The organism is Kribbella sp. WER1, assembly GCF_054189145.1.
On sequence record NZ_CM135186.1, the window covers coordinates 1,812,752 to 1,829,872 of the forward strand.

Consider the following 17,121-nt stretch of genomic DNA (forward strand, 5'->3'; position numbering starts at 1 on the left):
TCAGCTCGACTTGCGGGCGCCTTGGATCGCCCGGAGCTGGGCCAGCTTGCCCTCGGTCCGTGGCGGTGGTGGCGTCTTGTCAGCCGTAGCGGCCCGGCTCGCCGGGGTCGCCAGCATCTCCCGCAGCACGTTGTTCAGGTGCGGGATCAGGTACAGGGCCTTGGTGACCTCCTGGCCCTCGCCGGTCGCCACCGCTTCGTCCACTCGGTCAGCGATCTTGCGTCCGGCCTCGACCAGCGCGGCATCCCAGCCAGGGTTCAGCTCGGCCGACGTGGACGCGGACTGGTCGAACGCGTTGCGGAGCGAGTGCTCGTTGACCTTCGGTACGGCGGCCACGCGCTCGCGGCGCTCGCTGATCCGAAGTACCCGGTCCACGGCGTCCAGCTCGCCCTTGACCGCACGCGACCACAGGCTGGCGTGCAGCCGGTCCAGCCGGTCGGTCTCCAGCGTCCGCTGGAACTCCGGGTCGTGCTCGCCCATCGCCTGGTCGAACAGGGCTCGGGCGGTCGGGATCGTCAGGTTGAGCTGGTCCGCGATCACGTCGAAGTGCAGGCCACCCCGCCGGAGGTTGAGCACCTTCTGCGCCAGCTCGGCATCACCGGTCAGCTTCTTCACGGGTCACCTCCTGGTGGCAGTCGCAGACGCACATCGCGGGGCACCACTTGCACTGGCCCGGGACCTTCGGGCCGTCCGGCCCGGAGGTCGAGAGGCAGTGATCGTGTTGCCCGTGCAGGCAGCTCGTGGACAGGTAGACGTGCTCGGTCACGGCAGCTCCAGGGCAACCCGGAGCCGTTGGGCTATGTCCTGCGTGGACCCGTGGTCGTTGATGCGGTGGAGGCGCACTCCGGGCAGTTCGCTGACGGTCTCGGCCAGCCGGGCGGCCCGGGTGGTGGCGGCCCGGACCCACTGCGGTGACTGCCGCGAGCCCCGTGCCTCGCGGCGGGACCGGCAGACCTCCTCCGGTGGGTCGAGCCAGACCAGGTCAACGGTCCGCCCGGCTTCGAGCGCGGACGTGACGAATCCGCGCGTTCCGAGACGCTGCCCTTCCCCGAACACCACTGGGTGGTGGGCAGCGGCGATCCACCGGCACGCAACCGGATGGATGTTCATGGCGAGCGCGTCGGTTCCGCTGAACGACTCCCGATGCCGGCCGAGCTCAGCTCCGACGAGCTGGTCGGCGTGGAACAGCTCGGTGCGGGGCATCCGCTGGTCGTCGCGGAACACGCGCAGCCAGTTCGACGGGATCAGGGCACCCATCAGGGTCGACTTCCCGGACCCCGGCGGCCCGACGAGGTAGATCAGTCGCACGGGTCCGACGCGGCGATGTGGCGCCGTACGGTCTCGTCGCTCACAACGTCGACGACCAGGTGCACCCGGTCCACTCCGGTGGGGTTCGTGACCGCGTGCGGCTTCCGTGCGTCCAGGTAGTAGCAGCGCCACGGCTGGAGGTGTGTGGCCCGTTCCCGGCCGGTCAGGTCCCACGAGTGCATGACGATGCGTGGGTCCGTGATCAGCGGGATGTGGAACCGGACGATCTGGCCATCGCGGGTGCCCGCGTTGCGGTCGGTGATGTCGGTGTGGCGGCCGAGCTTGCCGCCCTTGCCGCCGCGTCCGGCCATGCGGAGCAGTCGGACCCGCTCGAGTTTTTGCCACCAGTCCACGGACTCCACCAGGTCCTGGATGATCGGGGTCTGGTCCGCGAGCGTCGTCCACTGACAGCTGTAGCGCATGGCCTCGGGGTGCTCCGATTGCCACGAGCGTGGCATTTCGGACGGCTTGATGCCCCACCGCGGATCATCACGCTTGAACCCGCGCAGGCTGACCGCCGACCACGTGCCGTCGCTGTAGTACGGGAAGTCGTCGTGCCACTGGTTCACAGCCGCGACCTCGGACAGGATCGTGTCGCGGTACAGCTCGCGGGCCTGGAAGGTTGGCAGCGTCGTAACGGTCTGCAAGTCTGCCGCCGCCACGCCGTCCACGTCGCCGGGCCGGGACCACACCGCGATCACCTCGGACGCGGCGGTGATGCGCCAGCACTTGATCGGGCGGCCCTGCGCGGCGAGTCCGGCTGCCAGCTCGGCATCCTCGACGTAGCCCATCACGTAGTCGAACCGGTCGAAGCTCGGGACGGGTGCGCCCGGGGTCCGGGCCAGGTGAGTGACGACGCTTGCTCCCTTGGCCAGCGTGAACTCGCGGCCGGTGAAGTCCTTGCGCCTGCTGTCGCGGGTGAGTCGCTTCGCGATGCCGACCGTGCGGTGGTCGCCGTAGCGCCAGTCGCGGACCATCTCGGGGTTGGCTGCCAGCTCCTTGGCGGTCGGGGTGGCGAACGCGCCAGCGGCGTACTGCTTGGCGTAGCCCTGGAGGAAGCGAGCGGTCTCCCGAGCGGTCTCGGTGCGGTGGTCCAGGGTCATGGTCATGGTCATGCAGCGTCCCTACAGGGGTCGAGAATGGCTCCAGTGCGCCGGTACGCGCCTCTCAGCGCCTTGTCCACGCCCGGGGCTATGCCGGACCAGGGGGCGGGGATTGCGACGTTCCAGGCAGCTTCCAGCGTCGGCCTGTCGTCGGCCGGGGCGGACAGGATCTCGGCGCGCAGCGCGGCCAGGTGCTGACCGACGTAGTAGCGGCCCTTCCGCATGACGTTGAAGTCACAGATGACGGTCTCGAAGTCCACCCACTTGAGCTCGACGCCAGCGGCGTACAGCTCGGCGCGGCAGACCTCGGCGTGGTGCTCCAGCCAGCCTCGGGTCGGGGTCGGGTTGCCGTACAGCCGTTGCAGGGATTCGCGTGGCCCGCTGGACTCCCACAGGCAGCCGTCCGGCGCGTCCAGCGGCCAGTCGAGCACCTTCGAGATGAACTCGGTCCACTCGAACGAGGCTTGCCGGCCGACGCCCCACACCTGTCGCGTGAACGCCAGCATGCGGTTCCAGTTGCGTTCGCGGTCCGGCCCGTCCAGGGCACTGGACAGCCACTCCGCTTGGGTTCCGGTGCCGACGTACCCGGTGTAGGAGGCGTGCCGGAGCAGCATCTTCCCGGCGTACAGGTTGCGGCGCTCGGTCATGATCGGCAGGTCTGCGGCGTCGGTCCGGTCCGGCGCGGTCGCCCACGCTCGTGGTGTCGGCCAGCGGGCGTACGCGGTCCACGCGGAACCGAAGTCGTCATAGGCGTTGTAGAGGTAGAGCACCCACAGCGCGGCCTCGGTGTCGAGCGCGCCGGACCGGTGCAGCTCGGTGATCAGGTCGGCCCACGGCTCCACGTCGCGGCTGACCCACTCCAGGTGGGCGAACGTGGCCAGGTCGGACAGGGACGCTTCGTCTCTCACATCGACCGCCAGCGTCCCGGCCGTACGGCCTTCGGCTCTCCCCCGCCGCGCGGCTGCGACTCGTCGCGGTCGCCCGGCCGGGGCTCGTCGTAGGTCATGGCCCGGCCGCGACCGGCATTCCTGCCGGACCCGAAGCGTGCCGCGCCACCCTCGGCTGGCCGAGAGTCGCGGTTCAGCACCCGTTCCGGGCCGGGGTCGTTGGGGTCAGCGGCCTTGCGGCCCAACGCGGCCTCGCGTTCGGTGCGCTTCACGGCGGCCCGCGCGGTCTCCTCCGCGAACGTGTGGCAGTCCTTCAGGCCGCGGAGTGCGTAGTACACGACCGAGATCCGGTAGGCGTCCGGCGTCGTCTTGACCATCGGCGTGACTCCGTGGACGAGCTTCTTCCCGAAGAACATCACCGAGTACCCGTCGCGGCACGGGACCACCATGTCGTACTCAGGCACGTGCAGGTGTCCGCCGCGTACTCCGCGCCGGACCACCGGCATCACCGACCAGGCGTCGAAGTTGTTGCCGTCGCGGTGGTACGGCAGGGACGACTCCTTGTTGATCACGCCGGAGGTCCACAGGCTGTCGTCGGACAGACGCCAGTCAGGCAGAACCTGCTGGATGACGTCGCGGCCCATGATCTCGATCTCCGGGAACACGCCACCGAGCTGGCGGGCCAGTACGTCGGCGTAGTGCGCCAGGTAGGCGTGGGCGGCCGGGTTGTCCCGGCCGAAGCTGGACAGCACGCAGCCTTCGTTGCGCATCATCGGCTTGCGGGGCCGGTAGCCGAACGTCCACGACTTGTTGCGGTTCCCGCTGGCGGCCCGGTAGTTGTCGGTGCTGCCGCCCCACTCGATGCCGAGGATGACCGACCGGAACCTGTCGAGGTCTGTCATGGGCAGGTGACCCATGACCGGCTCGCCGGTGTCGGCGTCCAGGAACAGGGCCGGTCCACGAAACGTGGGCTCGTAGGTGGGGACCTTGCTTCCGACCAGCTCTGTGGCTTCCTCGGCGGTCCGCACCCGGGGTACCGGGATGCGGGAGATCATGCTCCGATCGGCTCCTCAGCGTCAGCCGCAGCGGCCGGGTACAGCTCGGCCAGGTGCGCCAGGACGGCAGCGGAGTTGGACTCCTGGCCGTACTGGGCGCGGAGCTGGTCCATGCAGGCGGTGACCTGTGCGTAGGCGGTCCGGTCGTAGTCGAGGACGATCAACCGGCGGCCCTGCTCCTCGTACCGCTCGGCGTACTCCTTGAGATCCGTGGACTCCCAGGCGTTCTCGTGCTCGGAGCTGTCGGTGCCGGCGGCGACGGCTGGAGGGTTCTCCGACAGTGCCGCGAGCAGGTCGTCTAGGTCGTCGTCCAGGTAGCCGGACCCTGACAGCCCTGCCTCCGTGGCCTCCAGCTCCTTCAGGATCGCCAGCAGTGCGTCCTGGTCGTAGCTACCGGAGTCGGCGGCCCGGTTGTCCATGAGGACGATCCGCGCGGCCTGCTCGTCGTCAACGTCCACGTAGGTGACCGCGACGGACTCCCAGCCCAGCTCCTTCGCGGCGTACAGCGTGTGGTTCCCGGCTAGTACCACGCCGGTGTCACGCCGGGCCACGATCGGCCGGTACTGGCCGTGCGTCTGCAGGGACTCCTTGATCAGGTCGACGTTGCCCCGGCGCGGGTTACCGTTGTACGGCGACAGGTCAGCGACCGGTACCGCCAGCTCCGCAAGGGATTCGGGGATCTGGCTCATACCCCAGCCATCCCGTCCCACATCGAGTTGACGGTGAACTGAATGTCGCTGTCCGTGGACTCGAAGGTGATCGCGACGTTGCGGGCTACTGCCCACGCGAACCGCACGTGGTAGCCCTCCGGGTCGTTGAGCACGTTGGTCGCGAGTGTCTTGCGCAGGCTGTCTCTGCGCTGGTCGCCGCTCGGGGCCTCGGCTGCAACGTCTGCAGCGGCCTGCATGGCTGCAACGAGCACGCGGTCGGCGAAGCCTTCGAAGCGGGCAAGCTGTGCCTGGTCGAGTAACGACATGGCGGTATCTCCTTCGTTGAAGGGCGGTTCAGTAGAGGGAGGTGACGAGGATCTTGCCGGGGGCACCTGCGCCACCGGCGACGTTCGCGGTAGAGGCGAAGCCACCCGATCCGCCTCCGCCAGGGCTGTTGCCTGCGGTCCCGGCACCGGCCCCGAAGTTGGGGAACATCACGGCTCCTCCGCCAACTGGTGCCGCGCCACCGTGGTTCGCAAAGAGGCAGGTGCTGCCCAACCGGCGGCCCTTGCCTCCGTCGCTGCCTTGGGCGTTGAGCTGTCCGCCGGACCCGGCACCACCTTGGCCACCGTTGGCTCCGGCGTCAGTGGTGCCTGAGGTCATGACCGAGCCACCCGCGCCAGCACCAGCCGTCAGGGCCTTGAAGGTGGACGAAGCGCTACCCGGGTTGCCGTTGTTGCCGGACACGCCGGTACCGCCAGCTCCGATCAGGAACGGCTCGGAGGCGGACAGTTCGGAGTCGGCGTAGACGCGCCGGACGTACCCGCCAGCTCCCCCGCCCCCGCCTTCTGCGGTACCGGAGCCAGCTCCGACGCAGCCACCCCCAGCCCCGCCCGGCCCCCACAGCTCCACGATGTGTAGCCGCGCGGCCGGGCCGGTCGGCTTGACGAAGTTCGCGGAACCGGCAATCGACTGGGTGAAGGTCGAGTTCGTCAACGGTCGCAAGGCGACCCACGCGGTACCGGTGTACCACTCGAACACGCCTGTGGTGGTGAGGAACGACAGCATGCCTGCGGTCGGCGCGGGCACGGCTGCGGTACGCGATGCGGCGTCCGCGTACACCATGACAACGCGCTTCTCTACGGCCTGTGCGAGGTTCTGGAAGGCCACCGGCCCGTTCGCAGCGTCCGACAGGGCCGGGTACGGGAACCCCTGCATGGGTGTGTTGGGCAACGGTCAACCTCCGCTCGGGATCGGGGGGTGGGCCCCACGAGGGGGGGATGGTTGACTCACCGGGGAGTCACCCTGGGCTCGGAGCTCCTGCGATCGCGACGCCCCTACGGGTGGTGCGTGATGTGCTTGCTCACCACTGCTCTGATGTGTTGCCGAGATTCGGCAGAGGTCGCCTGTTGCCCGCAGCCTTGTTGCAGTGCAGGTGGGCGGGGGCCAGGTTGGCAGGGTCCTCAGCAAGGTGAGGGTGGGTGCTCAGCGGATACGGGAAGTGATCCACGCTGAAGCTGTTCGGGTCCGGGTACGCGAGCCGGTAGTCAATGCGCTGTCCACAGCGGCAGCAGGTTCCGCGCCGGGCTCTGACCTCAGCAACGAGCCGTAACCACCTGCGTCCCGCACGGCCCGCTGATCCCGTCATGCCCTTTCCTGTAAGGGAATCCGGGCAGGCAGAACCGCGCAGCTCCTATGTAAGCACACTGCGCGACTCATCACGAAGCCCTGCGCCTGTTGCCCTTGGCAAGGTGCTGGTGCCGTACGTCCGGCCACCACACCATCAGCCGACCCGTGGCCGGGTGGCGCTGACTGTCCACCGCGCCAGTCCTCATCCACGTACGTACCGTCTGTTCAGGCCGACCCGTCGCGGCTACCGCCTCGCTCACGGGCACGTACCGGTCCGCTCCCTCGCTCGCCAGGTGGTCGTACTTGGCTCGCTCGTACCGGCCCTGGTCGTACGCCTCGTGGCAGCGTGGACATTCCCAGTGGTCGTACTGCGCCTGGCGGGCGTACACCTTCACCAACCGCGCGCCGCACTCCCAGCACGGGACTCGCGACACCTCAGGCCGTACCCCGTCATGCAGCACGTTCTCGACCTGGTGCACCACCTGGGCAAGGTCCTTGGACAGGTGGGGGAAGATCCGGGTCATCGCAATGCGGTGGAGTTGTGCGTCCAGGTAGTCCGCGACCCGATCCAGTGTGGGCCGGAGTGCGGTGGGTTGGTCAGTCTGGCCGCGCCAGAGCTCCTCCCAGAACACCAGCATGTCCAGCGGAGGTACGGGGTCGTTGGGTAGCTCTGGTGTTGGCCGTTGGGTCTGTCCGATCCGGCCGCGCTGGCTGGCTGCTGGGGTGAGGAGGACGAGCGCGTCCCCGCCGGGCAGATGGTCGCCGCCGCGCCAGGCGTGCATGCCTCGGTGTGCTTCTGCGGGCAGCTGAGCGGTGAGCTGGCGCAGGGTGTCCAGGTTGCTCCGTGCCACGGCTACGCAGCGAGAGCAGGTGTCCTGGGCGTGTTCGCGGTGGCACACCTGGCAGTGCAGCTCTGGACACGGTAGGCATCCACGACACGTGGCGTCGTCGCACTCGTCCTGGTGCCGGCTACGAACTACTCGGCCTTCGCTTCCGCGGTGACAGGTTGGGGGGTGGTTCCCCGGTTCCGCCCTATAGGGCGGCGGAACTGGGAACCGGGTAAAACCCCCTGCGGTTCCCGGCCGGTTCCCAACCTCGGGAACCGTGTCTGACCTGCGAGTTTGCGGGTTCCGGTCGCTTGCGGTTCCCGGAACCGGGTCAGGTCCGGGAACCGGTGCTGGTTCCCGGCCTCGGGAACCGCTCATGATCGTCACTGGTCCTCACCCCACGGCAGCCGGTTGAAGGTCAGTTCGCGGTCGTTGATCGCGTCCCGGACGTTCTCGAACCGTGGGGAAATCCCGAACCGGTCCTTGAGCCGACGCATGGCGTCCTTGATGCTCGGTGGGGTGTGGTCGCCGTACAGCTCGTTGAGCTGCTCAATGAGCTGATGCTTGCGGGCTGTCGCGACCGCGAGCACGCCACCGCCCTCGACTTCGTGGCGGAGGTGCGGCAGCATCTCGCGGCGCACCACGAGCACCTTCTCCGTGATCGGCATCCGGTTGGCGGTGCACTCCAGGCGGAAGGTGGTGTCGCTGACGGTTGTCATGGACCACACGGCGTCCACGTCGCCGTACTTGGCGCTCCCGCCTCGCATGCCCTTCGTGGGGTCCTTGCCGGTGTGGTCGAGCCGGATACAGGCGATGCCCGCCTGCTTCAGTGCCAGGCCGGTGCGCCGGTATAGCCCGAGCCAGGTGTCGTTCTCGTTCTCCTCGCCTGCGACGGCCCGGGAGACGGTGTCGATCACTACGACCTCGGTGCCGTACTCGGTGCACGCGGCGAGCAGCAGCGCAGCCCCGGGGCCGGTGTCCAGTCCACCGAGCTGGGGAAAGCTGAGATAGTCCAAATACTCGAGGTCGTCGGGCCCGCGACCCATGGCTACGAGCCGGGTGCGCACGTCGGCGCGCGGGTCGTTCTCGTAGTCCAGGTACAGCACGCGCCGAGGCCGGTCGATCTTGGTACCGAGCACCGGTTCGCCGCGAGCGATGGCTACCGCGAGCTCCAACATGAGGAGGCTCTTGCCGACCTTGGGCGCGGAATACATGGCGACGTGTCGCCGGGCGGGCAAGATCGGCTCAACGATCCACTCCTCCTGGCTGTCGTCGGCCCACAGCTCGTGCCAGTCCAGGCGCGGGAGCTGGTCGCGCACGGACCTGGCGGCTACGTCGTCGCTGTCCGGCGCGGTGACCACCGTGACGGTCGTGTCGGCCTGCTCGGGCACGTCGCGCGGTGACGCGGCCCGGAACGCTGACTGGAGGGTGGCTTGGGTCTCGTGGCTACTGAGTCCGATGCTGTGGGCTGCGGCGGTCAGTGACGCCCACGTGGACTCGTAGCCGAGGTGCCCGGCCAGAACGAGCTGAGCGAGGTTGAAGGCGGACACGTTGAGCTGGTGGTTCCGGCCGCCTTCGGGTGTGTGTTCCAGCTTGTCCAGCTCGCTGGACAGGGCACGGAGCGCGTATCCGGTCGCGGTGCCAGGCGCTGCGGTGTGCCCGTTGAGCTGTTGGCGCGGCTCGTGCTGCGGGCGCAGCTCCCGCAGGAACAGGGGACGCTCGTCTGTCATCGCGCCACCTCTGCCAGCGGTCGCAGCCATTGGTAGCTTCCAGCCGCGGTGACGGACGGCGGTACGACGACGTACCCGCCTCGGCCGCGATAGTCCACGCCGGGCAGCATTCCGGCGTAGTTGCCGGACCCGGTGATGGGCACGTACACGTGCAGCCCGCCCGGCCGGGGCGTGGATACGATCCCGAGCACGTCGATGCCGGCGGATTCCCACGTCGGGTACTTCTTGCCCCACTCGGCGTGGGACTCCGGGCCGTCGAAGTCGATCACGTCCACGCGGTGGCCGGTGGCGATTGCCAGGTTGCAACCGGGCCTGTCCGCGAACATGCGCCGTACCGCGTCGGGGTCGGTGGTGCCGTCGTCCAGGCCGTGACTGCCGAAGTAGGGCTTCTTGCTGCCGGGCTGGATCGGGAACACCGGCAGGCCGCGTGCGGCGTACCAGAGTGCGGCCCCGATTACGCTCGCCCGCTTGGGTGGTGGTTCGTGCCGATCCAGCTCGGCAGCGGCGGCCATGATGCCGTCCACGTTCTGCGCGTCGAGCTCTTGGCGGAGCAGGGCTTCGGCGCGGGCAAGGGCAGGGTCGTGCACGGGGCACCTCCAGCGGTCGGCGATCAGGGCTCGCTGGTGCAGTTACAGGTGCAGGTGCAGTTACAGGTGCAGGTGCAGTGACAGTTGCTCAGGCAGTTGCGGTGCTACAGGTCGTTCAGGGCCTCACGGATCAGCATCCCGCCGACCATCATGCGTAGGCCGTAGTTGGCCGAGGCCCACTCGTCGTAGGCGGCCCAGTACGCGGCCTGGGCGTGGCCGTCGTCGGCCGGGTAGGCGTCTCGGTCGGGCTCGGAGGCGATGTGGTCGCGCAGCATACCGAGGGCCACCGACAGCGCGCCCGTCACTCGCTGCCCTCCTCGGCAATGAACAGCGCGAGCTGACCAGGGACCTGGGCCGGTGGCTCGTCCCGCCGGAGACGGAACTCCGCGCAGCGGTACGTGGCCCCGAGGAGCAGCCGGTCCCCCGGCTGCCACTCGGTCGGCGTCTTGCCCATCAGACCCACGAGCAAGATCGGGCAGCCGTCGTCCGGCGCACCCGTGTCGTGGGTGCACTTGTCGCACCAGTTCGCGGTCCAGGCGGCCCCCTCGGTGGAGTTGCTGAACGGCGCGCGGTCGCGGGCGTTGGCGCTGATCGTGATGTAGCTCCTCACGGCTCCTCCCCGTTGGTGAACTTGTCCGACTCGCGTGGGGCGGCGACGGTGCTGTACGCCTCGCAGTGGGCGTTGCCGGTGGCGCGATGCGTCCACGCCCGGTGGCCGTTCCAGTGGCGGTAGATGATCGGGTCGGCGCAGAACCGACAGGTGGCGACGGCCCGTGACCGGCTCATGGGCACAGCTCCCTGGCGAGGTCTGCGGTCTGCTCCTCGACGCACACTGCGTACCCCTTGTCGAACTGCTCCAGGGCCTCGTCGACGATCTTGGTGACCCGGTCGTACAGGTGGACCTGGGCCGGGGTGAGTCCGTACAGCTCGTTGAGAACCTGTTCGTGTTCCTCGTGGCCGGCACCGGCAGGTTCGTCACGATCGTGGGCGATCCAGCACATCAGTAGAGCCGTTCCGGGATGCTTGCGGTCATGGGCATCTTGGTGAGTGCCTTGCCGCGACGCCACGCGTTCCAGGCGCGGTACACCAGGCCGATGAGCATCACGCCGTTCTGGCGGGTCTTCTCCTGGCTGAGGTACTGCAACCGGCGCGCCAGCGCCAGGCGTGGATCGCCGGGGCCGTCGGTGGTCATCTCGGCCAGCGAATGGAAGAACAGCGAGCATGCGTCCATGTCGATCGCGGACAGCCGCATCCACGCGAGCGTGGCCACGGACGGCTGGAGGTGGATCTGCTTGTAGTACGCCTTCCCGATCTCGGCGCAGCGATGAATGTTTGGATGCGTGTCGATCCATGCAGCGATCTCGCTGTTGGTCGGGTTGGCGATCCGCTCATCGGTGGTGACGAAGCCTGCGCCGGGCTCGGACAGAGCGAGCCGGACAGCGGCACTGACCACGGAGGCGTTCTTGGTGCCGCGCATGGCGAGCTGGTCGTTGACGGACCGCTTGATGCCGGAGTCCATCACCTCCTGGGCGCCGACGGGCACGTTCCACACCACCAGCATGCGGACGGTGCAGCCGGACCGTACGACGGCCTTGAGCCGGTGCTGCCCGTCGTCCAGTTCCCCCTTGATGTTGAACTTGACCGGCTCGCCGGTGAGCTGCCAGCGGCTCGCGAGCATGTCGCGCATATACGCGGCCACGACCCGATCCTTGACCGGCCGGTTGCGGACGTGGCAGCGCAGGAACTCGGCGGCCAGCTCCGGGGTGACGTTGAGGACTTCGGCGTACGGCTCGACGTCCGGCAGTCCCCGGGTGGGGACCGGAAACACCTGCCCAGGCGAGGGAATCTTCATGTCGATCACTTGGTATCCTTCCGGTTGGGTTGGTATGGCGATGGCCCGGTCCGGCGATAAAGGTCGGGTAGCCGGGCGGTGAAGCGCCGGGGCGGTGGTCACTTGACCACCGCCCCGTTCTCGTGGGGCACGTTCCCGAAGGTCTGGAAGCATTGGCAGCCTGCCAACGGGTTCCAGGTCTTGCAGGCCGACTGGGCCTCGGCCTGATGCCCGCAGGGAGCCAGGTACCAGTCCACGTCGCACGGTTCGGCCGGGGTGCCGCACTGCTGCTCGTCGTGCCAGTGCCGCACGGGCTGGCCGCAGCGACTGCACCGCATGTACGGGTTGGGGAACTTGACCCACCGGTGGACCGGCGCGGAGCCGTCCTTCCGCGTGCCGGTCATGCGACCAGCTCCAGGCAGGGACGCGGGTTGCCCCACTCGGCTAGGAGGTTGTTGGCGCGGGCCAGTACCCGCACCGGGTCCAGGGGCCGGTGATCCAGGTGGGCGCAGCGGTGTACGGAGTCCAGCAGCTCTGCCAGCGCGCAGTGCGGCTGGTCCTGGACGATGAACATGACGGCTGTCCGGACGGAGTGGCGTCGGCGCTGCTCCGCGATGGTCAGCGCGTCGTTGAAGTCGTTCGTCATCAGTGCTCCTCGGTGATCCGGGTGACGGTCAGCCGGTACGGCGACCGCAGGAAGCTGAGGGTGATGTCGAGCTGGTTGGTTGCGTTGCCTTCGGCATCGGTCACCAGCTCCAGGGAGGTGAGGGTCCTGACCTGCCCCTGCGCGAGCAGGAGCAGCATCAGGACCCCACCGGCCGCGACCAGGTTGTTGTCGTAGTCCGGTGCGGCGTCGTCCATCAGAACGGGGGCTCTTCGCCCACGGAGCTGGGCTTGTTGGCCAGGTGCTTCTCCGCGACCTCGATATCGGCCTTGGATGCCTTGTCGAGCTTCCACGGGGCGGACTGGCCAGGCTTGGCGGCACCCTTGCCGAGGCGGCCGACCACGAGCTGGCCCGTACGGGGCTTGAGCTGGCCCTGAAGGACGCGTGGGAACACCAGTGCGTCCGGGTACTCCTCACCCTTGTTCGATCCGTCGAGGACCGTCACGTCGGCGCGTACGGCCTCGGTGGTCCCGAAGTTGGTCACTACCCCCTGCTCCAAGCCGTACGGCTTGATGAGCAGCAAGGCCCCTTCGAGATCGTCCCACTTGATGCCGGTCATCTCCGCCGGGTCAGCGAACTGGTTACTCATGCGGTTGCTCCTTCAGTTTGTGAGTTGCTCGATGTGGGTCCGGGCGAGCTGCGTCAGCTCGTCGGTCCACTGGCTCGCGTGCTCGCGCCACAAGGCCCGGACGTCGTCTGGGGTCACCGCGGAACTGATCTGCTCTGCGAGCGTTGGGATTTCGTTCGCGGCCGGCACCGGCGTCGTGTTCGCGTTCGGGCCACCGATCGGTGACAGGAGAGCGCGTTGCGGAAGGGCTCGCTTCTCGCGGACCCGGCGGGACAGCGTCACCACGTCCCACCCGACCAGCAGGTCGATCCAGTAGAGGGTGCAGGTGGCGGACCCGGCAGGGAGGTGGACGATCACGCCCCGGTCCAGCTCGGCCCCGTGCGGCTCCAGACGCTTCCCGGTCTCCACGTCGTACGGCAGCGACCGGGCGTACACCGCAAGCTGCGCGGCGATCTTCAGGAAGCCGTAGTCCAGCGACCCGGTCTTGAGGTCGGTGACGTACCGCTTACCTCCGTACCGGCTGATGCGGTCCGGGGTGCCGCCGATCTTGAGGCTGTCCAGCACCATGAACTGCTCAATGTGGATCGGTTTGAAGTCCTTCGTCGCCGCGATGTAGGCGTTCAGGTCGGCCTGCGCGTCGTCCGGCAGGGTGCCGACCTCCTGCCCACGATCGTGGGTCTCGGTGATCGCGTGCAGCGCGGTCCCGGTGGTCGCGGCGGCACTGCCCTTGGCTGCCTCGATGGCGGACTCGCAGACGGCGTTCAGCTTGGACTTGTCCTCGCGGTGGGCAGCCACTGCCAGCTGGAGGTCACGCCGATCCGACAGCCCCAGCGCCACCATGCGCTGCTGCCACTTGCTGAGGTTGTAGGTGTCCTCAATCGTGCCGACGTACGTCGTGCAGCGGGTGTACGCGGTCGGCTTGCCGCCGCCTGGCGGGACCACCAGCGGCCTTCCCCAGCGGTCTCGCCGGATCTCCGGGCTGGGGGCAACTGTCTGGACCATCAGGCCACCGCCTGGCGCTGGAGCGCAACGGAGGTCAGTCGGAGATGGGTCTCCGGCGCGCCACGCAGGATGCCTGTGGCGTGGTGGTGGCACCGGCCGTCGTACGCGGACATGGAGCGCTGCGCGTCGGTCAGGCTGTCCAGCCAGCGGAGGAAGTCGCCGGGCGGTACCTGCACGCCGAGCTCGTTGCTGTACGTCGACCAGTTGATGGACAGCGGCGGAGGCAACTGCCGGTCGTGGACGACCATGAGCAGGTCGAAGGTGGCGCGTGCGAACGTGTGAGCGGGGTCGATCACGACGCCACCGCCGCCACCGCGTCAGGCGTCCACGATTCCCGCTGATTATGTTGCGTCCCGGTGAGGCGGCTGTAATGAATCTGCGACACGCGGGGCCGCTTCCACGCGATCAGCGGTACCGCGTAGTTGGGTAGGAGCGCAGTCACACGGAGTAGGTCGGCACGCTCGGCTGGTGAAGCGTTAGCGTCGAGCTTGCATTGAATGAGGAGGATTTGCCTGGCCTTGAAGGCAACCAGGTCGATCTTGGTTTTGCTTCCGGCGGACCGGATCACGTCGTAGCCGTCGGCAACGAGCTCGCGCCTTACGGCGTGCTCGAAGTCGCGGCCCCGGTGGTACTGGGCCATGACGTTCACCTCGTGGGGGTACGAGTAGTGGACGCCCGATGTCCTGCTACTGCAGGGCTTCAGACGTAGTCGTTACACCAATGTCGGTGCTCACTGATTTGCCGCGCGGTTGTTACACCGGGCGGCGCGGTGTGCCGTGCGAGGGGCATGCGCGGTCGCGTCGAAACACCCACTGGTAGCCGTTCTTGGTGCGCACGTTGGCGAAACGGCAGGAGCACGGAGGCGGCTCCGGGTCAGGAGTTGCGACAAGCACTGCGACGCTCATTGCGCCATCTCCAGCAGCACTGGCTGCGCGTCGTCATGCGGTACGACGACCGGTGCCGGCCGCAGCGGAAGGAATGCGCTCGCAGGGATTCGCAGCGCCAGCTTGACGATCACTGTGCCGCCGATGGGGCTCTGCGGATGCGACTGTGTCAGCCGCGCGACCCTTGCTCCACGCAAGGACTTCGCGAGGCCGTTGTTGTACGCCCAGATCGGCTCAACCTGCGCGTAGAACAAGGCATCCACGTAGTCGGCGCTCACGCGCCACGCTCGGCGGGCAGGCCAGAGATGAACTCCCGCAGCGAGGTCATGACGACGAGGCGGCGGCGGCCGATGTACCTGGAGTCGATAGCTCCCTGGTCCAGAAGCTCGTAGACATGGTTGCGGGATAGCCCGAGCAGTCGGGCGGTTTCCTTGGTGGACACGAGAACCGCGTCGGACTGGTCGGACGGTTCACGCTCGGACAGAGTTGTTGCACGAGGCATGGAGCATCACACTTCCCTGTGTCTGAAGGGGGTTTCAGGTGGACAGGCAGTTGCAGATGCAGTGGCAGATTCAGTTGCTCGGACAGTCGCAGTTGCTCAGGCAGATTCAGTTGCTTATGGCCCCCACCGCCTCGGAAACCTGACCTGCCTGGGGGGGTAGGTGGTCCCGGGCTTCCGTCCCGTTCAGGCGGTGGGGATGTACCGCACGTTAGTCAGTCGATCACGGCGGGTTCAAGATTCGGTCACTACCGTATGTGCGCAAAATGCTGGTTTAACTCACTCAGTTACGGCTAAGGTTCCCAAGATCTGGGAGCACGGGGCTCGGTCCAGGTCTCAACCTGACCGACCCCGGACTTCTGTAGGGAGTCGAGCGAACGACTCTCTCGACTGGGGTCCTGATGCGCGCGGGCCCCCCTGTTGGTCGGGGCCGTACCTCACGAAAGGCCCCGTCCTGAAGGAGGTATGAAGCCCCTTGGACAACCGGGAGCCGATGAGGCACTTCCGGGCGTCAGACGAGCTGTGGCAGTCGGCGCAAGAGACCGTGCGGAAGCGCGGTGACGGCAGCGTGTCCCGTATTATCCGGCGGTTACTGGCGGCTTATGTGGGTGGAACCCACGTCTTGCCAGACCACCGGCGGAACATGAAGCCGGACAACGGAATCAGAGGAGCGAACAGTGAACGGAACCAAGGAAGGTAGAGGTCTGCACGTGCCATGGCGGCGCATCTGCGCTGTGTGCGGACGAGTCCTGCTACACCACGAGGGACGGGGGTACGCGCATCCCCTCGCTGATCCCAGCCTGGCCGACCATCCGGCCGTGCCAGTGTTGGACACCGACGTTGCGGTCGACGTGCGGTGCGACTTCTGCTTCGCGGACCACACCGAGTGGGTGTTGCCGGCCTCGAACTTCGAGGTACCGGTTGCCCGGATCAACCTGTTCGGGACAGTCGGCATCGAGTCCGACGAGCGTCACGGCAACGCGGGCGACTGGGGAGCCTGCACGGAGTGCGCGGAGCTGATCCGTGCCAATGCCTGGCCGAAACTCATCAAGCGCGTCCGGGACTGCTGGCCCCACGTGCACAGCGGCAACCTCATGCCCGAGGAGCGGTACACCAACACCTACAGGCTGTACCGCGAGCTGCGGAAACACATCACGGGCCCGCTGGTCCCCGTCGACCGGGTGGTGGACCTGTGACCGACGAGCAACTGGAGTGCCTGACCGGCGAGGTCGTCCGGCACCGAGACGTGTCCGGCGTCAGCGGAACCGGAGTCGTCGCGCAGGTGGTCAAGCTCGGCAACGGCAAGTTCGTGCTTGGCTGGCTCGGCAAGCACCCCTCCACGACGATCTGGGACACCCTGGAGGGCATCTTCGCCGTGCACGGTCACGACGGCGCAACCGTCATCCACTGGGCCAACGGACAGGTCCAGACGCGAGCCGCGAAGGAGGACGAGGCGTGCCAGGGCAGCGAGTGAAACCGAGCGTCACGTTCAACATCAACGGACTCGCGTGGAAGGTCATCGAAGGCTCTGCGCTGTACAAGGAACCGGATCTATATGCCCGGGGCGACGAGGACGCCAAGGAGGCGTGCGAAGCGCTCCACTATGCCGACGTTGGCGTACGCGGCCGGGGCAAGACGTACGAGATCGCCACGACGGTCGCGGCGGCCACGGTGATCATGGAGTACTGCCGAAACACCGGCAACACCTTCAAGACCAGCGGCAACCTTCAGACCCGACGGGATGGGGAAGCGCTGCTCGTCGCGGCCGACCGGATCTACTACAAGATCCGGGAGGTGAACGGTGATGCGCCGTGGCAGACACCGGGCAAGCCCTGACCTGCTTGCCACCCGGCGCGAGCGCTGGGCGGACAGGCTGGTGAAGGTGGTCTGCCGGGTA

The 17,121-nt window shown here is 67.8% G+C and carries 29 protein-coding genes; 3 read left to right on the plus strand and 26 right to left on the minus strand.

Going from position 1 to position 17,121, the window contains the following annotated elements:
* From ACXJJ3_RS08770 to ACXJJ3_RS08895, 26 genes are all read right to left on the minus strand, one after another.
* Positions 1-615, minus strand: coding sequence for a terminase small subunit (locus ACXJJ3_RS08770; protein ID WP_458169464.1), 615 nt, complete (start codon positions 613-615; stop codon positions 1-3).
* 147 nt (positions 616-762) lie between these two features.
* A complete protein-coding gene (locus tag ACXJJ3_RS08775) occupies positions 763-1,308 on the minus strand; it encodes a P-loop-containing protein (protein ID WP_458169465.1) in 546 nt (181 codons plus the stop codon).
* Complete coding sequence (locus ACXJJ3_RS08780; protein ID WP_458169466.1) at positions 1,299-2,423, minus strand: aspartyl/asparaginyl beta-hydroxylase domain-containing protein; 1,125 nt, start codon at positions 2,421-2,423, stop codon at positions 1,299-1,301. Before ACXJJ3_RS08780 ends, ACXJJ3_RS08775 begins: the two co-directional genes overlap by 10 nt.
* A complete protein-coding gene (locus tag ACXJJ3_RS08785; protein ID WP_458169467.1) occupies positions 2,420-3,319 on the minus strand; it encodes an ADDT family thymidine hypermodification transferase in 900 nt (299 codons plus the stop codon). The genes ACXJJ3_RS08780 and ACXJJ3_RS08785 overlap by 4 nt, the downstream gene beginning before the upstream one ends.
* The gene (locus tag ACXJJ3_RS08790; RefSeq protein WP_458169468.1) at positions 3,316-4,353 is read right to left on the minus strand and encodes a hypothetical protein; all 1,038 of its coding nucleotides are present in this window, start codon (positions 4,351-4,353) and stop codon (positions 3,316-3,318) included. The genes ACXJJ3_RS08785 and ACXJJ3_RS08790 overlap by 4 nt, the downstream gene beginning before the upstream one ends.
* Entirely contained in the window at positions 4,350-5,042 is a 693-nt protein-coding gene (locus ACXJJ3_RS08795; protein ID WP_458169469.1) for a hypothetical protein, read from the minus strand. The genes ACXJJ3_RS08790 and ACXJJ3_RS08795 overlap by 4 nt, the downstream gene beginning before the upstream one ends.
* A complete protein-coding gene (locus ACXJJ3_RS08800) occupies positions 5,039-5,329 on the minus strand; it encodes a hypothetical protein (protein WP_458169470.1) in 291 nt (96 codons plus the stop codon). The genes ACXJJ3_RS08795 and ACXJJ3_RS08800 overlap by 4 nt, the downstream gene beginning before the upstream one ends.
* Before the next feature lie 28 nt (positions 5,330-5,357).
* The gene (locus ACXJJ3_RS08805) at positions 5,358-6,236 is read right to left on the minus strand and encodes a glycine-rich domain-containing protein (RefSeq protein WP_458169471.1); all 879 of its coding nucleotides are present in this window, start codon (positions 6,234-6,236) and stop codon (positions 5,358-5,360) included.
* A 130-nt stretch (positions 6,237-6,366) separates the two neighbouring features.
* Positions 6,367-6,651 carry an HNH endonuclease gene (locus ACXJJ3_RS08810; protein WP_380197313.1) on the minus strand — a complete coding sequence of 95 codons (285 nt, stop codon included), beginning with the start codon at positions 6,649-6,651 and terminating at the stop codon, positions 6,367-6,369.
* 70 nt (positions 6,652-6,721) lie between these two features.
* The gene (locus ACXJJ3_RS08815; RefSeq protein WP_458169472.1) at positions 6,722-7,483 is read right to left on the minus strand and encodes a hypothetical protein; all 762 of its coding nucleotides are present in this window, start codon (positions 7,481-7,483) and stop codon (positions 6,722-6,724) included.
* 359 nt (positions 7,484-7,842) lie between these two features.
* Positions 7,843-9,189 (minus strand): AAA family ATPase, encoded by a 1,347-nt coding sequence (locus tag ACXJJ3_RS08820; protein ID WP_458169473.1) that lies wholly within the window; start codon positions 9,187-9,189, stop codon positions 7,843-7,845.
* Positions 9,186-9,776: a bifunctional DNA primase/polymerase gene (locus ACXJJ3_RS08825; protein ID WP_458169474.1), complete on the minus strand. Its 591-nt coding sequence runs from the start codon at positions 9,774-9,776 to the stop codon at positions 9,186-9,188. The genes ACXJJ3_RS08820 and ACXJJ3_RS08825 overlap by 4 nt, the downstream gene beginning before the upstream one ends.
* 104 nt (positions 9,777-9,880) lie before the next feature.
* Entirely contained in the window at positions 9,881-10,051 is a 171-nt protein-coding gene (locus tag ACXJJ3_RS08830; RefSeq protein WP_458169475.1) for a hypothetical protein, read from the minus strand.
* A gap of 26 nt (positions 10,052-10,077) precedes the next feature.
* On the minus strand, positions 10,078-10,386 hold the full coding sequence (locus ACXJJ3_RS08835; protein WP_458169476.1) for a hypothetical protein: 309 nt from the start codon (positions 10,384-10,386) through the stop codon (positions 10,078-10,080).
* Positions 10,383-10,562, minus strand: a complete 180-nt coding sequence (locus ACXJJ3_RS08840; RefSeq protein WP_458169477.1) for a hypothetical protein — start codon at positions 10,560-10,562, stop codon at positions 10,383-10,385. Before ACXJJ3_RS08840 ends, ACXJJ3_RS08835 begins: the two co-directional genes overlap by 4 nt.
* On the minus strand, positions 10,559-10,777 hold the full coding sequence (locus ACXJJ3_RS08845; protein ID WP_458169478.1) for a hypothetical protein: 219 nt from the start codon (positions 10,775-10,777) through the stop codon (positions 10,559-10,561). Before ACXJJ3_RS08845 ends, ACXJJ3_RS08840 begins: the two co-directional genes overlap by 4 nt.
* Positions 10,777-11,637: a hypothetical protein gene (locus ACXJJ3_RS08850; protein ID WP_458169479.1), complete on the minus strand. Its 861-nt coding sequence runs from the start codon at positions 11,635-11,637 to the stop codon at positions 10,777-10,779. The genes ACXJJ3_RS08845 and ACXJJ3_RS08850 overlap by 1 nt, the downstream gene beginning before the upstream one ends.
* Positions 11,638-11,726: 89 nt before the next feature.
* Positions 11,727-12,011 carry a hypothetical protein gene (locus tag ACXJJ3_RS08855; protein WP_458169480.1) on the minus strand — a complete coding sequence of 95 codons (285 nt, stop codon included), beginning with the start codon at positions 12,009-12,011 and terminating at the stop codon, positions 11,727-11,729.
* Positions 12,008-12,253: a hypothetical protein gene (locus ACXJJ3_RS08860; RefSeq protein ID WP_380197297.1), complete on the minus strand. Its 246-nt coding sequence runs from the start codon at positions 12,251-12,253 to the stop codon at positions 12,008-12,010. Before ACXJJ3_RS08860 ends, ACXJJ3_RS08855 begins: the two co-directional genes overlap by 4 nt.
* Positions 12,253-12,468: a hypothetical protein gene (locus tag ACXJJ3_RS08865; protein WP_380197295.1), complete on the minus strand. Its 216-nt coding sequence runs from the start codon at positions 12,466-12,468 to the stop codon at positions 12,253-12,255. Before ACXJJ3_RS08865 ends, ACXJJ3_RS08860 begins: the two co-directional genes overlap by 1 nt.
* Positions 12,468-12,860 (minus strand): hypothetical protein, encoded by a 393-nt coding sequence (locus tag ACXJJ3_RS08870; protein ID WP_458169481.1) that lies wholly within the window; start codon positions 12,858-12,860, stop codon positions 12,468-12,470. The genes ACXJJ3_RS08865 and ACXJJ3_RS08870 overlap by 1 nt, the downstream gene beginning before the upstream one ends.
* Positions 12,861-12,872: 12 nt before the next feature.
* Positions 12,873-13,841: a hypothetical protein gene (locus tag ACXJJ3_RS08875; protein WP_458169482.1), complete on the minus strand. Its 969-nt coding sequence runs from the start codon at positions 13,839-13,841 to the stop codon at positions 12,873-12,875.
* A complete protein-coding gene (locus tag ACXJJ3_RS08880; RefSeq protein WP_458169483.1) occupies positions 13,841-14,137 on the minus strand; it encodes a hypothetical protein in 297 nt (98 codons plus the stop codon). Before ACXJJ3_RS08880 ends, ACXJJ3_RS08875 begins: the two co-directional genes overlap by 1 nt.
* A complete protein-coding gene (locus ACXJJ3_RS08885) occupies positions 14,134-14,481 on the minus strand; it encodes a restriction endonuclease (protein ID WP_458169484.1) in 348 nt (115 codons plus the stop codon). Before ACXJJ3_RS08885 ends, ACXJJ3_RS08880 begins: the two co-directional genes overlap by 4 nt.
* Positions 14,482-14,742: 261 nt before the next feature.
* Positions 14,743-15,003: a hypothetical protein gene (locus tag ACXJJ3_RS08890; protein ID WP_380197286.1), complete on the minus strand. Its 261-nt coding sequence runs from the start codon at positions 15,001-15,003 to the stop codon at positions 14,743-14,745.
* Entirely contained in the window at positions 15,000-15,227 is a 228-nt protein-coding gene (locus tag ACXJJ3_RS08895) for a helix-turn-helix domain-containing protein (RefSeq protein ID WP_380197284.1), read from the minus strand. The genes ACXJJ3_RS08890 and ACXJJ3_RS08895 overlap by 4 nt, the downstream gene beginning before the upstream one ends.
* Positions 15,228-16,042: 815 nt before the next feature.
* Between ACXJJ3_RS08895 and ACXJJ3_RS08900 the strand changes: the two genes are divergently transcribed.
* The 3 genes from ACXJJ3_RS08900 to ACXJJ3_RS08910 are packed head-to-tail and all read left to right on the plus strand — an operon-like array spanning position 16,043 to position 17,060.
* Positions 16,043-16,420, plus strand: a complete 378-nt coding sequence (locus tag ACXJJ3_RS08900; protein ID WP_458169485.1) for a hypothetical protein — start codon at positions 16,043-16,045, stop codon at positions 16,418-16,420.
* Positions 16,417-16,698 (plus strand): hypothetical protein, encoded by a 282-nt coding sequence (locus tag ACXJJ3_RS08905; RefSeq protein WP_380197281.1) that lies wholly within the window; start codon positions 16,417-16,419, stop codon positions 16,696-16,698. Before ACXJJ3_RS08900 ends, ACXJJ3_RS08905 begins: the two co-directional genes overlap by 4 nt.
* Complete coding sequence (locus tag ACXJJ3_RS08910; protein ID WP_380197279.1) at positions 16,680-17,060, plus strand: hypothetical protein; 381 nt, start codon at positions 16,680-16,682, stop codon at positions 17,058-17,060. Before ACXJJ3_RS08905 ends, ACXJJ3_RS08910 begins: the two co-directional genes overlap by 19 nt.
* The last annotated feature ends 61 nt before the right edge of the window (positions 17,061-17,121 follow it).

Coding starts and splice junctions, on each gene's coding strand:
- ACXJJ3_RS08800 (WP_458169470.1), bottom strand. CDS start 5,329: ATGTCGTTACTCGACCAGGCACAGCTTGCCCGCTTCGAAGGCTTCGCC.
- ACXJJ3_RS08810 (WP_380197313.1), bottom strand. CDS start 6,651: ATGACGGGATCAGCGGGCCGTGCGGGACGCAGGTGGTTACGGCTCGTT.
- ACXJJ3_RS08870 (WP_458169481.1), bottom strand. CDS start 12,860: ATGAGTAACCAGTTCGCTGACCCGGCGGAGATGACCGGCATCAAGTGG.
- ACXJJ3_RS08875 (WP_458169482.1), bottom strand. CDS start 13,841: ATGGTCCAGACAGTTGCCCCCAGCCCGGAGATCCGGCGAGACCGCTGG.
- ACXJJ3_RS08820 (WP_458169473.1), bottom strand. CDS start 9,189: ATGACAGACGAGCGTCCCCTGTTCCTGCGGGAGCTGCGCCCGCAGCAC.
- ACXJJ3_RS08895 (WP_380197284.1), bottom strand. CDS start 15,227: ATGCCTCGTGCAACAACTCTGTCCGAGCGTGAACCGTCCGACCAGTCC.
- ACXJJ3_RS08860 (WP_380197297.1), bottom strand. CDS start 12,253: ATGACGAACGACTTCAACGACGCGCTGACCATCGCGGAGCAGCGCCGA.
- ACXJJ3_RS08855 (WP_458169480.1), bottom strand. CDS start 12,011: ATGACCGGCACGCGGAAGGACGGCTCCGCGCCGGTCCACCGGTGGGTC.
- ACXJJ3_RS08795 (WP_458169469.1), bottom strand. CDS start 5,042: ATGAGCCAGATCCCCGAATCCCTTGCGGAGCTGGCGGTACCGGTCGCT.
- ACXJJ3_RS08845 (WP_458169478.1), bottom strand. CDS start 10,777: ATGTGCTGGATCGCCCACGATCGTGACGAACCTGCCGGTGCCGGCCAC.
- ACXJJ3_RS08830 (WP_458169475.1), bottom strand. CDS start 10,051: ATGCTGCGCGACCACATCGCCTCCGAGCCCGACCGAGACGCCTACCCG.
- ACXJJ3_RS08780 (WP_458169466.1), bottom strand. CDS start 2,423: ATGACCATGACCATGACCCTGGACCACCGCACCGAGACCGCTCGGGAG.
- ACXJJ3_RS08790 (WP_458169468.1), bottom strand. CDS start 4,353: ATGATCTCCCGCATCCCGGTACCCCGGGTGCGGACCGCCGAGGAAGCC.
- ACXJJ3_RS08865 (WP_380197295.1), bottom strand. CDS start 12,468: ATGGACGACGCCGCACCGGACTACGACAACAACCTGGTCGCGGCCGGT.
- ACXJJ3_RS08840 (WP_458169477.1), bottom strand. CDS start 10,562: ATGAGCCGGTCACGGGCCGTCGCCACCTGTCGGTTCTGCGCCGACCCG.
- ACXJJ3_RS08885 (WP_458169484.1), bottom strand. CDS start 14,481: ATGGCCCAGTACCACCGGGGCCGCGACTTCGAGCACGCCGTAAGGCGC.